The 14,431-nt window shown below is 72.6% G+C and carries 14 protein-coding genes and 1 pseudogene; 6 read left to right on the forward strand and 9 right to left on the reverse strand.

What is annotated here, in order from left to right; genetic code table 11:
- The first annotated feature begins 52 nt into the window (after nucleotides 1–52).
- Together FHX78_RS01800 and FHX78_RS01805 are read left to right on the forward strand one after the other, a co-directional pair.
- Nucleotides 53–1,078 (forward strand): glutathione S-transferase family protein, encoded by a 1,026-nt coding sequence (locus tag FHX78_RS01800; protein ID WP_145865699.1) that lies wholly within the window; start codon nucleotides 53–55, stop codon nucleotides 1,076–1,078.
- 53 nt (nucleotides 1,079–1,131) lie between these two features.
- A complete protein-coding gene (locus FHX78_RS01805; RefSeq protein ID WP_145865700.1) occupies nucleotides 1,132–1,443 on the forward strand; it encodes a DUF4235 domain-containing protein in 312 nt (103 codons plus the stop codon).
- A 69-nt stretch (nucleotides 1,444–1,512) separates the two neighbouring features.
- Here FHX78_RS01805 and FHX78_RS01810 read toward each other — a convergent pair.
- Nucleotides 1,513–1,904: pseudogene (locus tag FHX78_RS01810) on the reverse strand (VOC family protein).
- Between the two features lie 319 nt (nucleotides 1,905–2,223).
- On the opposite strand from FHX78_RS01810, the gene FHX78_RS01815 reads away from it, so the two are divergent.
- Nucleotides 2,224–3,255 (forward strand): 7-epi-alpha-eudesmol synthase, encoded by a 1,032-nt coding sequence (locus FHX78_RS01815; protein WP_145865701.1) that lies wholly within the window; start codon nucleotides 2,224–2,226, stop codon nucleotides 3,253–3,255.
- 39 nt (nucleotides 3,256–3,294) lie between these two features.
- On the opposite strand, the gene FHX78_RS01820 is transcribed toward FHX78_RS01815, so the two are convergent.
- The 5 genes from FHX78_RS01820 to FHX78_RS01840 are packed head-to-tail and all read right to left on the reverse strand — an operon-like array spanning nucleotide 3,295 to nucleotide 7,609.
- The gene (locus tag FHX78_RS01820; RefSeq protein ID WP_145865702.1) at nucleotides 3,295–4,530 is read right to left on the reverse strand and encodes a cytochrome P450; all 1,236 of its coding nucleotides are present in this window, start codon (nucleotides 4,528–4,530) and stop codon (nucleotides 3,295–3,297) included.
- A complete protein-coding gene (locus tag FHX78_RS01825; RefSeq protein ID WP_145865703.1) occupies nucleotides 4,527–5,132 on the reverse strand; it encodes a GTP-binding protein in 606 nt (201 codons plus the stop codon). Before FHX78_RS01825 ends, FHX78_RS01820 begins: the two co-directional genes overlap by 4 nt.
- The gene (locus tag FHX78_RS01830; protein WP_145865704.1) at nucleotides 5,113–5,484 is read right to left on the reverse strand and encodes a DUF742 domain-containing protein; all 372 of its coding nucleotides are present in this window, start codon (nucleotides 5,482–5,484) and stop codon (nucleotides 5,113–5,115) included. The genes FHX78_RS01825 and FHX78_RS01830 overlap by 20 nt, the downstream gene beginning before the upstream one ends.
- A complete protein-coding gene (locus FHX78_RS01835; RefSeq protein ID WP_145865705.1) occupies nucleotides 5,481–5,891 on the reverse strand; it encodes a roadblock/LC7 domain-containing protein in 411 nt (136 codons plus the stop codon). Before FHX78_RS01835 ends, FHX78_RS01830 begins: the two co-directional genes overlap by 4 nt.
- A complete protein-coding gene (locus FHX78_RS01840; protein ID WP_145865706.1) occupies nucleotides 5,888–7,609 on the reverse strand; it encodes a sensor histidine kinase in 1,722 nt (573 codons plus the stop codon). Before FHX78_RS01840 ends, FHX78_RS01835 begins: the two co-directional genes overlap by 4 nt.
- A 362-nt stretch (nucleotides 7,610–7,971) precedes the next feature.
- Between FHX78_RS01840 and FHX78_RS01845 the strand changes: the two genes are divergently transcribed.
- The 3 genes from FHX78_RS01845 to FHX78_RS01855 all read left to right on the forward strand — a co-directional run bounded on the left by FHX78_RS01845 (nucleotide 7,972) and on the right by FHX78_RS01855 (nucleotide 9,711).
- A complete protein-coding gene (locus tag FHX78_RS01845; RefSeq protein ID WP_229923935.1) occupies nucleotides 7,972–8,352 on the forward strand; it encodes an anti-sigma factor antagonist in 381 nt (126 codons plus the stop codon).
- A gap of 136 nt (nucleotides 8,353–8,488) precedes the next feature.
- A complete protein-coding gene (locus FHX78_RS01850) occupies nucleotides 8,489–9,151 on the forward strand; it encodes a DUF4230 domain-containing protein (RefSeq protein WP_145865708.1) in 663 nt (220 codons plus the stop codon).
- Nucleotides 9,152–9,234: 83 nt separating this feature from the next.
- Nucleotides 9,235–9,711 (forward strand): VanZ family protein, encoded by a 477-nt coding sequence (locus FHX78_RS01855; RefSeq protein ID WP_145865709.1) that lies wholly within the window; start codon nucleotides 9,235–9,237, stop codon nucleotides 9,709–9,711.
- A 118-nt stretch (nucleotides 9,712–9,829) separates the two neighbouring features.
- Here FHX78_RS01855 and FHX78_RS01860 read toward each other — a convergent pair whose 3' ends face one another.
- From FHX78_RS01860 to FHX78_RS01870, 3 genes are all read right to left on the reverse strand, one after another.
- A complete protein-coding gene (locus tag FHX78_RS01860) occupies nucleotides 9,830–10,105 on the reverse strand; it encodes a hypothetical protein (RefSeq protein WP_145865710.1) in 276 nt (91 codons plus the stop codon).
- A 62-nt stretch (nucleotides 10,106–10,167) separates the two neighbouring features.
- Entirely contained in the window at nucleotides 10,168–10,977 is an 810-nt protein-coding gene (locus FHX78_RS01865; RefSeq protein WP_145865711.1) for an SDR family oxidoreductase, read from the reverse strand.
- Nucleotides 10,978–11,173: 196 nt separating this feature from the next.
- The gene (locus tag FHX78_RS01870; RefSeq protein WP_145865712.1) at nucleotides 11,174–14,425 is read right to left on the reverse strand and encodes a family 78 glycoside hydrolase catalytic domain; all 3,252 of its coding nucleotides are present in this window, start codon (nucleotides 14,423–14,425) and stop codon (nucleotides 11,174–11,176) included.
- Nucleotides 14,426–14,431: the final 6 nt, after the last annotated feature.

The following is a 14,431-nucleotide window of genomic DNA, read 5'->3' on the forward strand; positions in this document are numbered from 1 at the left end:
AAAACGGGGAACGCGGTCACAGGGACATCCCGACGGCGACAAGGAGAGCACCATGGGCCGCGACGACGGGGGCGGCGGCAACAGCGCGTACGGCAGGAAGGCGTTCAAGAGGTCGAGGGCGCACTTCGCGGACCGGATCACCGCGGACGGCCGGGACGGGTGGCCGGTGACGGCCGGCCGGTACCGGCTCGTGGTGAGCCGCGCCTGCCCGTGGGCGAGCCGGGCGCTGGTGTCGCGCCGACTGCTCGGACTCGAGGACGCGCTGTCGCTGGCCGTCGCCGACCCCCTTCAGGACGACCGCAGCTGGCGCTTCACGCTGGATCCGGACGGCCGCGACCCGGTTCTCGGCATCCGGTATCTGAGCGAGGCGTACGACCGGCGGGAGACGGACTACCCGGGCGGGGTGAGCGTTCCCGCGGTGGTGGACGTGCCCAGCGGGCAGCTGGTCACCAACGACTACCAGCAGATCACCCTGGACCTCGCCACCGAGTGGACGGCGCTGCACCGCGAGGGGGCGCCCGACCTGTACCCGCGGGCACGGCGCGACGAGATCGACGCGCTGATGGAGGACGTCTTCCAGGACGTCAACAACGGTGTGTACCGGGCGGGTTTCGCCACCGGCCAGGAGGAGTACGAGGCCGCGTGCACGGCGCTGTTCCGGCGGCTGGAGCTGCTGGCCCGGCGGCTGGAGCGGCAGCGGTACCTCGTCGGGGACACCCTCACCGAGGCGGACATCCGGCTGTTCACCACGCTGGTGCGGTTCGACGCGGTGTACCACGGCCACTTCAAGTGCAACCGGTGGAAACTGACGGAGAACCGGGTGCTGTGGGCGTACGTCCGTGACCTGTACCAGACGCCCGGTTTCGGCGACACCGTGGACTTCGACCACGTCAAGCGGCACTACTACGGGGTGCACACCGGCATCAACCCGACCGGCATCGTGCCCCTCGGTCCCGACCTGTCCGGCTGGACGACGCCCCATCACCGTGAGGAGCTGGGCGGCCGGCCGTTCGGCGACGGCACACCACCGGGGCCGGTGCCGGCCGGCGAGGAGGTGCCGGCACGCGGCCTCCCCTGACCGCCCGTCCGGGCACCCGTTCCATCCATCGAATCCGAACCCAGGAGATCCACGTGGCGAAGAAGAGCAAGAAGGCCAAGAAGAAGCTGCCCATGGCGTACAAGCCCATCGGATTCGCGCTGGGCTGGACCAGCGGAACCGTGGCGGGGATGGCCTTCCAGAAGGTCTGGAAGGTGGTCCGGCACGAGGACGACGCCCCGGACGCGCTGGACCGGGACCGCCGTTGGGGCGAGATCCTGCTGGCCGCGGCGATCCAGGGCGCCATCTTCGCGGTGGTGCGCAGCGCGGTGGACCGTGCGGGCGCCAAGGCCATCGAGCGCTCCACGGGAACCTGGCCGGTTCCCGAGAAGGGCGGCCGCGACTGATCCGCCGGTACGGACACCGCCCGCCTCAGCGGTGTCCGTACGCCCGCCCCGCCGCCCGGCGCGGCGGGGTCACCCCTGTTTGGGGGCCGTGGGCGCGCCCCGGCGGACGGTGAAGGAGTGGCCGCCGGGTCGGCGTAGCCGCGTTCCTCGGTGGGGCCCGAGGCGTCGCCCGCCTCCATCGGACGGCCGCCGAGGCTCACGATCCGGCGTTCCACCGCGTCGAGGTCGTCCACCACGAACTCCAGGTGCGCCTGGAGGGAGTTCTCGGGGCGGGGCCAGCTCGGCGCGGTCGCGTTGACATCGCGGCGCAGGGCGAGGCGGAAGCCGTCGTCGGCCCGGATCTCCACCCGGTTGGCGTGGGCGTCGACCTGGCTCGCCCCCAGCAACTCCGTGTAGAACTGGGCGAGTTTCTCGGGTTCGGCGCAGTCGAGCACCACGACGCCCGCAGTCACCAGTGCCATGTCTCCTCCTCGGTCCGGGGCGCGGGGCGCTCGTGCCCCGCCCGGTAGGTGAACACCTGTCCCCGCTCGCCGGTTTCAGTCGGGTTCCCGGGCGGACGGCTCCTGAGCGGCGTGGGACGGTCCGTCCCTCACGTGGCCGGCGGAATGGCGGACATCATGAGGGTCCACTGTGTAGATCATTTATGCTCGGGGCAGCCTCGTAGCGCTTTTCGGTTCAACTTCCGTTGACGGAGGGCGAGTTCGAGGGCGCGGGTGGCCGCCACGGCCGCCCGTCCGCAGGGCCGGGGGACTCTGCGTTCCGTCTCCCGAAAGGAAGCTCATGCCTCAGGACGTCCGGTTCGACCTCCCCTTCGACACCCCCGTCAGCGACCATCTGGAGTACGCCCGGGCGCGGCATCTGCGCTGGGTGTGGGATATGGGGCTGGTCCGCAGCCGGGCCGGGTTCGAGGAGTACCGCTCGTGGGATCTGCCCCAGGCCGCCGCCCGTACCTATCCGCACGCCTCGGCGGAGGACATGGTCGTCCTGATGAACTGGTTCTCCCTGGCCTTCCTGTTCGACGACCAGTTCGACGCGGGGCGGCCGGACCGCGCGGAGCGCATAGCCGAGGTGGCCCGGGAGCTCATCGTGACCCCGCTGCGGCCCGCGGGGAGCACGCCCAGGGTCACCTGCCCCATCACCCTGGCCTGGGCCCAGGTCTGGGAACACCTCTCCGATGGCATGTCCCTGACGTGGAGGACCCGGTTCGCGGCCTCCTGGGGCCGGTTCCTGGTGGCGCACTGCGAGGAGGTCGACCTGGCGGCCCGCGGGCTGGCCGGGACGCTGGACCTGGAGGAGTACGCCGCCTTCCGCCGCCGTACCGTCGGCATCCACCACAGCATCGACGCGGGCGAACGCAGCCGCGGCTTCGAGGTCCCGCCGCAGGCGATGGCGCACCCGCTGATGGAGCGTCTGCGCGATCTGGGCGCGGACACCATCGGGTTCATGAACGACATCCACTCCTTCGAGCGGGAGCGGCGCCGCGGTGACGGCCACAACCTGATCGCCGTGCTGCACCGCGAGCGCGGCTGCTCCTGGGAGGAGGCCACCGCCGAGGCGTACCGCATGACGTCCGCGTGCCTGGAGGAGTACCTCGAACTCGAGGCGCGGGTGCCGCAGATGTGCGACGAGCTGGGTCTCGACGCGGACGAGCGCGACCGGGTGCGCCGGGGCGTGGAGGCCATCCAGCACTGGATCAACGGCAATTACGAGTGGGCGCTGACCAGCGGCCGGTACGCGGACGCGAAGGAGGGCCCGGTGGCCACCGCCGAACAGGCCGGGCGGGGCTCGGTGGACGATCTGCTGACGGTGTGACCGGCGGTGCTGCCCGGCCGCACGGGCCGGGCAGCGGCCTCACCCGCCGAACTCGACGGGCAGGCGGTCCAGCCGGGACTCCCAGGTGGAGGCGGTGGAGCTGAGCTCCTCCGGCGGCACCGCCAGCCGCAGTCCCGGCAGCCGGTGCAGCAGGACGTCGACGGCTATCTCGATGACCGCCTGGCCGATGTTCTGCCCGGGGCACTCGTGGGGGCCCGAACTGAAGGCCAGGTGCGCCTGGTTGCCCTGGACGGAGACGGCGGTGTCCGGACGGATCTCGGGGTCCCGGTTGCCCGCGGCGAGGCCCAGCACCAGCAGGTCGCCCTCCTGGACGCGGTGACCGCCCAGTTCCAGGTCGCTGGCGGCGAAGCGGGCCGGCAGGACGGCAAGCGGCGGGCTGTCCCACATGACCTCCTCCACCACCGCGGAGACGTTCAGCTGGCCGCTGATCAGGCCGGAGAGCCGGGAGGTGTCTGTCAGGAGCAGTTGCAGCACCCGGGCCAGCAGATTGCTGGTGGTGGTGTGCGCGGCGATCAGCACCAGACGCAGATGGCTGACGATCTCGTCCTCGTCGAGCCCGGCGCGGTGCTCCAGCAGGGCGGTGGCGAGGTCGCCGCCGGGCTCGGAGCGCTTGCGGACGACGAGTTCGCCGAGGATGTCCTGGATGCGCGCGTTGTGCGTGACGGCGTCCTCGCCGCCCTTGAGGACCTGGGCGCAGGATTCGACCAGATCGCGTCCCTCCCCCTCGGGCAGCCCCAGGACGCGGCTGAGGACGAGCATCGGAAGGTACTCGGCGTAGTCGGCGACCAGGTCGGCGTGTCCGGCGTCGGCGAAGGCGTCGATCTGCTTGTTGGCGTAGTGCGTCACGTGCCGGCGGATGCCCCGCCCGGCCGCCGCCTGGAGACCGTCGGTGACGGCCCCGCGGAGCCGGCGGTGCGGTTCGCCGTCCTGGGAGACGCAGTCGGGGCGCCAGCCGATCATCGGGATCAGCGGTGAGGCCTCGTCGACGCGGCCGTCCAGCCAGTCCCGCCAGATCCGGGCGTCCCGGCTGAACTGGCGGGGGTTGTCCAGCACCCGCCGGGCGTCCCGGTAGCCGAGCACCAGCCAGGCCGGCACCTCGCCCTCCAGCAGCACCGGCGCCACCGAGCCGTGTTCCTTGCGCAGCCGTTCGTAGACGGCGGCCGGGTCGGTGGCCGCCTCCGGCCCGTACAGCCGGGTGAGTTCCGCGCCGTGGTGGGCGACGGGACAGCCGCGCGGGGTGTCGGAGGCGCTCATCGGGACTCCGCCACGGCGGCCGAGCGGTCCTTCAGGTGCCGGATGAGGGCGAGGAGCACGTCACGGCTGGCGGCGCGGTCACGGGCGTCGAAGGACACGACCGGGATGTGCGCGGGGATGTCCAGCGCGTCCCGGACCTCCTCCTCCGGGTAGTGCTGGGAGTCGGGGAAGACGTTGAGGGCGATGACGAACGGCACGTTCTGCCGCTCCATCTCCTCGATCGCCCGGAAGCTGGAGGCCAGCCGCCTGGTGTCCACCAGGACGACCGCGCCGAGCGCCCCCTTGAACAGCCCGTTCCACAGGAACCAGAACCGTTCCTGTCCGGGGGTGCCGAACAGGTACAGCACCAGGCCGTCGTTGAGGCCGATCTTGCCGAAGTCCAGGCTGACGGTCGTCTGCGACTTCTCGGCGACCCCGATCAGGTCGTCGACGCCGACGCTGGCCGCGGTCAGGGTCTCCTCGGTGGTGAGCGGCCTGATGTCGCTGACCGAGCGGACCATGGTGGTCTTGCCGGTGCCGAAGCCGCCGGCGATCATCACCTTCACCGAGCGGATACTGCCGTTGGCCCGCCGACCGGGTCCGTCAAAGCCTTTCAAGTCCACTGAGTACCTCCTCAAGGAGCGCGAGGTCGGGCCCGCGGCCGGCGACGTGTGCCGGGATGGGGTCACGGGCCTCCACACGGCCTGCGTCCAGCAGGTCGGACAGCAGCACCGCGAGAATGTTGAACGGCAGCCCGAGGTGGGCGCCGAGTTCGGCGACCGAGAGCGGTTCCCGGCAGCGCCTGATGATCTCCTCGTGCTCGTGCTGGAGCCCCGGGACGGGGGCGGAACGGGAGACGACGAGGGTCGCCACGTCGAGGCCGGCCGCCGACTCGCCCGGTCCGCTGCGCCCCTGGGTCAGGACGTAGTAGCGCTCGAGACCGGACGGGTCCACGGGTCGGCGGGGAGCACTCATCCAGAGTGCTCCTCCAGGCGCGGAGTGGTGCCGAGGAGCTCGCCCATCCTGCGGGCGAGGTCCCTCATCTGGTGTCCGAGCAGCCCCTGGTCCAGGCCCTCCCGGGCGAGGACGCCGAGGTAGGTCTCCACTCCCGCCCGGACCACGAAGAGGTGGCCGCCGTCGACCTCGATCATCGCCAGGCGCAGCTGTCCCGCGTAGGCGGGGAACTGCTCGGCGACCGGCTGGGCCAGGGCCTGAAGCCCCGCCACCACGGCCGCGAAGCGGTCCACGTCGTCGGGGTCGTCGGCTCCGTAGGAGGTGATGGCCTTGCCGTCGCTGGAGGCCACGAGGGCGAAGCGGATCTCCTGGATGCTCTCGACGAGATCGCGGAGCGCCCAGCTCACGTCGGTTCCCTGGTGCGTCATGTGGTCTGGTCGCTCTCTTCGGTGCGGTGCTCGGTGGACTCACGTCCGGCGGGGGTGGCGGGGTCGCCGTCCGTCCGGGGCGCCGGGTCGGTGGCGCGTCCGGCGGTGGCGAAGGCGGCGAGGCCGGTGAAGGAGGCGTCCGGCGGTACGACGGACACCGTGCCGGGCTCCCCCGGCGCGGTCCGCGCGGCGGGCCGCGCGGCGTCCGTCCCGGTCCGCCGGCCGCTGCGGCGGCGGGGCAGTCCGCCGGGGGTGGTGTCGGCCGGCCCGGCGGGATCGTCCGCGGGCGGCTCGGTGACGACGGCCGGCTCCGCGGTGCGGGATTCCGCCGCGGTGGCCGTGGCGGTGGGCAGCGGGCTGAAGTACTTGTGCGGTACGACGACCACCACGGAGGTACCGAGCCACGGCGAGTCCGCGAAGGTGACCCGGATGCCGTAGCGGCGGGCGAGGATGCCGACGACCCGGAGGCCGATGTTGGCGTCCTCGGTGATGCCGCCGATGCCGGCGCCGGGCGCGGTGCCCGCGAGGGCGTGTTCGGCCTCGCGCTTCTTCTCCTCGCTCAGCCCCTTGCCGGAGTCCTGGATCTCGATGCCGACACCGTTGGGGACCTCCCGGCCGGAGATCACCACGGGTTCGGTGGGCGGCGAGTAGCGGGCCGCGTTGTCGAGGAGGTGGGCGAAGATCAGGGTGAGGTGGTCCACCAGGCCGCCGTCGACGCCGAGTTCGGGCAGCCGGCTCAGCTGGATGCGGTGGAAGTCCTTGATCCGGCCGATGCCGCCGCGCACCACGCTGAGCAGTCGCTGCGGTTCCTGCCACTGCCGCCCGGGCCGGTCGGAGCCGCCCAGGACGCCGATGCTGGCGGCCAGGCAGTCGGCGGGGCCGATCTCCTGGTCGAGCTCCATCAGCCCCCGCGCGACGGCCGGCAGCCGGCCGTGTTCGCCCTGCATCTCGTGCAGTCGGCCGCGAAGCTTGCTGGTCAGTACATGGATGCGGTTGCCGATGCTGATGACGGCCTGTTCGGCGGAGGTGGAGCGGTCGAACTCCTCCTCCAGGCCGATGAGGGCGGTGCGCAGGATCCTGCGGAGCTGGGCCTGGAGGTCGGCGCCGACCTCCGCGCACCGCTCGACGCTCGGCAGCAGGTCGTCGATGGCGTCACCGGAGCGCAGCCGGGCGATCGCCTCCGGCAGCTGCTCGTCGGCGAGGCGGGTGACGGCGGCGAGCTGATGGGAGAGCCGCGCCTCCCATGCCTCCTCCCGTTCGGCGAGCTGTGCCGCGTGGGCCCCGGCCTGCTCGGCCAGCCGCTCCTCGAACGCCTGGGAGTGGTCCGCGAGCCGGTCCTCGCAGGCGGCGGCCTGCTCCGCGAGCCGCCGTTCCCAGGCGGCGCCCTGCTCGGTGAACGCGTCCTCCTGTGCGGCGCGTTCGGCGGCGAACTTCCGCTCCTGGCCCGCCATGTGCTGCTGCCACTGCTGTGTCAGCTCGGCCTGCGACGCCCGGAAGCCGGCCTCGGCCCTCAGCAGGTGGACCCGGCTGCGGAGCAGCAGCCGCACGCACACGGCGCAGGCGGCCGTCGCGGCGGCGCCGAGGACGGCCGTGGTGATCCGGTCCGAGCTCATCGACGTGGCGGCGATCGTCCCGCCGCCGAGGCCGAGCGGCATCAGCCACCAGCTGTGCCAGGCGACGGGGGGCCGCGCCGCCGGTGGCGGAGTGGCGAGTTCCATCTGCATCCTTCGAGGCGACACGATCGACATGGGGGGTGTGCAAGGGACCGCACTCATGACTGCGCACCGCGAAGCGACCCGTCGCGACCGGGGCCAACTCGCAGCGCTGGTAAGGAGCTTATCCGGTTGGATGCATTGCGGATCAACTCCGGCCGCTGCCGGACGTGAGGATCCCGTCACGCTCCGAAGAGGGTCCGCCCGGCCCGCCGGACCGGTTCGGAAGAACTCGGTCGCAATTCGAAGACATATGTCAATCGAACATGCTCAAATGCACTCGACCGAAGGTAACTTGCAGGGAGGGAACCGGTGTTGGAGCCGATCCCCTCCCCCGTTGCACGGAGCAGGCTGGAGGCGATGGCGTCGTGCGGTACGAACCTGCGCCGCTGACCCGGCATCTGCGCGTCCGCCAGGACCGGGGACACACGGTGCTGGAGTTCCGCGGTGAGATCGACATCGCCGCGGAGGCCGAGATCGTGCCCCATCTGGACATGGCGACCGCCGCACCGGACGCCCGGATCGTCATCGACCTGACCCGCGTCGAGTTCTTCGACCTCTCCGGCCTGCGCCTGCTGTACCGGGCCCGGCACCGCGTCACGGACGGGCCCGGCCGCCTCTCCCTGGTCTGCGCCCATCCGATGACCCTGCGCATGCTCCGGATCACCGGCCTGTCGCGGCTGCTGCCCCCGTGGCCGACGCTGGACGCGGCCCTGGACCAGCCCGAGTCCACCTCCGGCCCGGTGTGACGGCACCCCCCGGCGCCGTGTGACGGGTGCCGTGCGCCCCCTCCGTGCCTCCGGTGCGGCCCGTCCGTTCCTCGACCGCCCTGTCTTGGACGGGGAACCGAGGGGCATCCGGTCGTAAGGAAGGAGGGCCGTCGCCATGACCGCTCCCGTGAAGGAACCGGCCCGACGCGTACCGGGTTGGCTGAAGGTGCTCGGTGCGGTGGTGCTGCTGCTCGCCGTGCTGTTCGCCGGGCTCCGGCTGAGCGTGCTGCCGGGACTGAAGGACCTGTTCGGCACGGAGACCAGGGACCGTTCCGGACCGGCGCTCCTGGAGTCCATCCAGGACATCAGCCGCTACGAGGCCGCCTCGGGCAACTTCCAGGTGGTGGTGGACCTGGAGAAGGACGCGAGGTTCCTGCCCGACGCGGTCCGCGGCAGCCGCACGCTGTACGTGGGCGCGGGCACCGTCGACGCCTATGTCGACCTCGGCGCGCTGGACGAGGGAGACGTACGGGTCGACGAGGACCGTACGTCCGCCACGCTGCGGCTGCCGCACGCCCGGCTGGGCACGCCGGCCCTCGACCCCGGGCGCTCGTACGCCGTGTCCAAGCAGCGCGGGCTGCTCAACCGCCTCGGTGACCTGTTCTCGGACAACCCCAACAGTGAACAGGCGGTGCAGAAGCTGGCGGTGCGGCACATCGGCGACGCGGCGAAGGAGAGCGGACTGACCGCGCGGGCCGAGACGAACACCACGGACATGCTCGAAGGCCTGCTGCGCTCCCTCGGGTTCGAGAAGGTGCGGGTCACCTACGGCGACTGACCGGTGTGTCAGGGACCGGCGTGACCGGCCCGTCAGCGGGTAACCGGCAGTCACCACACGGCAGTTGACGACTGGAGGATCGCATGGCCCGCGCCGCCCCCCGCCCGCTCCCCCTGCCCCTGCGGCTGCTGGCGATGCTGTGCGCCTTCGTGTTCATGGTCGTCTTCGCCGTGGTCCTGGCCCGGCTCACCCTGGTGCCCTCCCCCGCCTCGGAGGCGCTGACCCACACCAATCTGCGGCCGGGCCGCTCGCTGCGGGCCTATCTCGACCAGCCCGCCCTGCGCGACGCCGTGCGCCAGATCGGCGGCAACATCGTGCTCGGCGTGCCCTTCGGCGTGCTCGCGCCGGTCGTCGCCCCGCGCACCCGCGGGTTCCTGCGGATCCTGCTGCTGACGGCCGGTGTGATGCTGCTGGTGGAAGTGGCACAGGGCGCCCTGGTGACCGGACGCGCCTTCGACATCGACGACGTCATCCTGAACACCGGCGGGGCGCTGATCGGCTATCTGCTGCTGGGCCGGCGCCTCGGCCGCACCGTGCACGCGCGACAGCGCGAGCCCTGAGCGGTGTCCCGCGGGACACGGCGCCACCGCGCCGCGCGGGCCGGCCTCCGGAAGCGGTGCGCGGACGTCACCGCCCGTGGGTCCGGCCCGGCGGCCGGACGCCCGGCCGGGCAGGTGCTCAGTGCCGGCGGCTCCCTTCGCGGCGGACCCGTGGGGCCCGGCGTACGGTCCAGGTGAACTTGTCCCCGCCCACCCAGCGGACCACGTCCGGATCGTCCAGGTCATGGACCGTGATCCCGAACGCGGCCGCGGCGTGCAGCACGTCGGTGACGGTCCTGGCCTCGCCGACCACCTGTCCGTCGATCTCCACGATGCGGAACGGCGGAGTCCCGGGCTGTACCCCGAGCACCATGATCCGCGGGTGCGACATGTACGGGCTCGCGCTTTCGGTCATGCATCGAGGGTAGAGCGCAAACGGGACGAACGGGGTGTCCAGGGCGTCCCGGGCGCCTCCGATCAGGGCCGCCGCCAGTCGTCACTCGTCAGGTGCGACCCGGCCTGCGGGCCCATCCGGAGCATTCCGCCGTCCACGCTCCAGGAGGCGCCGGTGACGTACGAGGCGTCGGGGCCGGCGAGGAAGGCGATCACCGCGGCGACCTCGCGGGCGTCGCCGGGCCGGCCGAGCGGGACGCCGGGACGGCTCTCGGTGTGCGGATCGACGTCCTCCTGTCCGGTCATCGGCGTGGCGATCTCTCCGGGGGCGACCGCGTTGACGGTGATGCCGTACTCGGCGAGCTCCAGCGCCATGACCTGGGTGAGCAGCCCGAGGCCGCCCTTGGCGGCGCAGTAGGGCGCGGCGCCCACGCGGGGCTGGTGCTCGTGCACGGACGTCACGTTGACGATGCGGCCCCCGTCGCCCTGCCGGATCATGTGCCGGGCCGCCTTCTGGCCGCACAGGAACGGGCCGATCAGATCGACGTCCAGGACCTCGCGGACCGTGCCCGGATCGAGGTCGAGGAAGGGCGTCATCGTGCCGGTGCCGGCGTTGTTGACCAGCACGTCGACGCGGCCCAGCCGGTCGCACAGCTCGTCCACCGTGTCCGCGGCCTCGGGCAGCCGGGTGAGGTCCATGGGGGCCACCTCGGCCCGGCGTCCGTGCGCCCGGACCTCCCGTGCCGTCTCCTCGGCCCCCTCCCGGTCACTGTGCCAGGTGATGCCCACGTCCATGCCCGCGGCGGCCAGGCGTACGGCGGTGGCCCGGCCGATGCCGGAGTCGGCGCCGGTGACGACGGCGGCCTTGCTGCTGGGGGCGGTGGGGACGGACATGCGGACCTCCTGGCCGGAACGGCGGAACGGCGGAACGGCGGAACGGCGGAACACCGGGGACGACGCATCGCAGTACCCCGGTGCGGCCGCGGCCAACCCCGTGTCCGCCGTACGGCCGCAGGCGCGGCCGGACGCGGTGAGGCCCCGGCCGCACCCCTGCGAGGGGCACGGCCGGGGCTCGTGGGACGGGTGTCCCTCAGGACCGCGGCGGGGCCGAGTCGAAGGTCCAGTGCCCCGAACCCACCTGGTAGACGGCCTCCTCACCGGTCACGCGCAGCAGCCGTGCTCCCTCGGGTGCCTCGGCGCGTCCGCCGGCCGCGGGCACGTGCACCTCCGCGGTGCTGCCGGCCGGGACGTCCACGGTCAGCCGGAAGGTGTCGGCCGTGCGCACCCAGTCGGTGCGGGCCGTGCCGTACGGGGTGCGGTAGGAGCCGGACGCCGAGGTCATGTCGCCCTCGACGGCCGGGTCGATCAGCAGCTCGGCGTAACCGATCGAGTCGGCGGTCTGGGAGATGCCGGCGACGCGGGTGGTGAACCAGGAGTCGATGGCGCCGAGCATGAAGTGGTTCTGCGACTGGCCCGGGCCCCCGTCCCAGGACTCGCCGAGCGTGGTGTTGCCGGCGCGCACCTGGTAGCCGTAGCTGGGGCTGGTGGTCCGCGTGGCGATGGCGTGCACGATGTCGTCGCGTCCCTCGCCGCTCAGCACCCGGAAGGCGGCGGGCAGGGAGATCTCGCCGAGGATCAGGTGGTGGCCCGCGTCCTTGATCGCGGTGGTGAAGTGGGTGAGCAGGCGGTCCCGCTCCCCCGCCGGGTAGGCGCCCATGTCGAGGGCGAGCGCCTCGGCCCCGTGACCGCCGCCGCCGAAGGTGCCGGTGGTCGCGTCGTAGTACTTCGCGGACAGGGCCTTGGCGCTGGCGTCGGCCTTGGCGCGGTAGGTGTCGGCGGCGTCCTCGTCGCCGAGGACGGTGGCGATGCGGCTGAGGGCGTCGGCGACCCGCCAGTAGCCGTAGGTGCCGGCCACGGCGCGCGGGAAGGTCCGGTCGGGGGTGAACCAGTCGCCGAGGCCGTAGTCGAGGATGCCGTCCTTGACCTGGGTCTCCAGGAAGGCCGCGTACTGCCGCATGCGCGGGTAGTACGTCTCGAGGGTCTGCTGGTCGCCGTAGGTGGTGTAGAGCTGCCAGGGGACGAGGACGAAGGCGCCGCCCCAGTTGGAGTCGTTGCGGTAGCCGCCGGGCAGGCTGGTGTACTCCGGCACGGTGCTCGGGATCAGGCCCTCGGTGGTCTGCGCGTCCGCCATGTCGCGGACGATCTTGCGCAGGTAGGACTGCATGTCGTAGTTGCCGGCGAGGGCCGGGAAGACCAGCTGGTTCTGTTCCAGCCAGCCCAGCTTCTCGCGGCTCGGGCAGTCGGTGAGGACGCTCATCATGTTGCCCTCGATGGAGCGGCGGATGAGCGAGTGGATGTCGTTGATCAGCGGGTCGGAGCTGGTGAAGTCACCGGCCGAGGTGTTGTCGGTGTGCAGGACGTGTCCGCGCACGCTCACCGTCGCGTCCTCGGGCACCCCCCTGAGTTCGAGGTAGCGGAAGCCGTGGTAGCTGAAGCGCGGGTGCCAGGTCTCGTCGCCGCGGCCCCGGGCGGTGTAGGAGTCCCACAGCGGGGCGCCGACGTTGCTGATGGACTGGAAGGCGTGGCCGTCCTTCAGGCTCTCCGCGGGGTAGACGCGGATCGCGGTGCCCTCGGGCGCGCTCACGGTGATCTCGGGCCAGCCGGCGATGTTGCGGCCGAGGTCGAAGACGCGGCTGCCGTCGGCGCCGTCCACCTCCCGGCCCGGGAGCGTCTCGATCACCCGGATGGGTTCGGTCTCGCGGGCGCTGAGCACGGCGGGCCGCTCGGCGGTGCCGGGACCCCGGACCTCGGTGGCGTGCCGCCAGTCGGCGCGGTCGCCGGCGGGCTCGTCCCAGTGGGGGATCTCCCGGCGGGCGTCGTAGTCCTCGCCGCCGTACCAGTTGGAGGAGGTGGTGGGCCCCAGGGTGGTGCGCCAGTCGTCGCCGCTGGTCAGGGTGCGGACCCGGCCGTCGGCCAGGGTGACCTCCAGCCGGGCGATCAGCTTGGGGTCGCTGAGGTTGCCGTAGAGCTTGCGGTAGCGGTCGGCGGTGCTGACGACGTTGGACATGCCGTTGCCGAGGGCCACGCCGATGGTGTTGGCGCCGGGCCGCAGCCGGTCGGTGACGTCGTAGGTGGCGTACTGGACGCGCTCGGCGTAGTCGGTGTTGGCGGGTTCGAGGACCGCGTCGCCGACGGGCTCGCCGTTGATGCTCGCGTCGTGGATGCCGAGTCCGGCGATGTAGAGGCGGGCGCTGCGCACCGCCTTGGGGAGGGTGAAGTCGTCGGCGAGCAGGGGCAGTCCGGCCGGCAGGTAGGGGGCGGGCGGCCGCTGCCCGGTGACCTCGGTGAGCGGGGTGAACGGGCCGGTCGCGTTGTCGGCGGAGGACACGGCGTAGTCGACGGGGAAGTTGGGGACCCTGCCGTCGTCGGTGAGGACGTCGGCGCGCGGGTACAGGGCCAGCTCGTCGAAGGTCTTCACGGACTTCAGGTCGAGGGTGAGGGTGACCGGGGTGGCGGAGACGTCCGGTCCGGTGTGCGCGGCGCTGCGGTAGCCGGCCGCGGTCTGCAGGGCGCTGTTGGGCAGGCCGTCCACCGTCAGCGCGGGCTCCCAGGTCTTGCGGAGCGTTTCGGTCTCGGACGCGGTCACCGTGGCGCCGCGGGCGAGGCCGGTGGCGGAGGTGCCGGAGTCGCGCAGGTCGATCTCACCGAGCTGGAGCCGCCAGGTGCGGTCGGGGAAGGACTCGGCGAGGGGCAGCCCGAGCCGGGTGACGTCCAGGCGCACGTAGCGGGCGGTGGTCCGGGGGAGCCGGACGACGACGGGCTCGACCGTGCGCCTGCTCAGCTGCCAGTCGGGGTGGGTGATCCAGTCCGCGCCCCAGTCCGACTGCCGGGTCAGGCCGGTCTCGAAGACGGCGGTCCGGCTCCAGCCGCCGTGGCGCTGTCCGGGCCCGGACCAGAGCATGACGCGCCAGTAGACCCGGGTCCGGGAGGTGAGTTCCCGGCCGGCGTACGTCGTCGCCGGTACCGACGAGGCGACGCGGCCGGAGTCCCACAGGTCGGGGCGGGAGGAGCTGAGCAGCCGGGGCGAGGTGGCGGCCTGCACCCGGTAGGCGGACTGCCGGGTGCCGGGCTGGTCGGCGTCGATCTCCCAGCTGAGGTCGGGGGTGGTGTCGTCGATGCCCAGGGCCTCGGTGAGGTGCTGGGTGCGCAGCCGGGTCGGGGAGGCGGTGCCGGTGGCGGCGTCGGCGGTGACCGCTCCGGACAGCACGGTCACGAAGGCGGTGGCGGCGGCCAGGGCGGCGGACCAGCGGCCGGGTCTGCGGTGCGGTTGCGGTATGGGCATGTGGCT

The sequence above is a fragment of the Streptomyces capillispiralis genome, from assembly GCF_007829875.1.
Classification (GTDB): domain Bacteria; phylum Actinomycetota; class Actinomycetes; order Streptomycetales; family Streptomycetaceae; genus Streptomyces; species Streptomyces capillispiralis.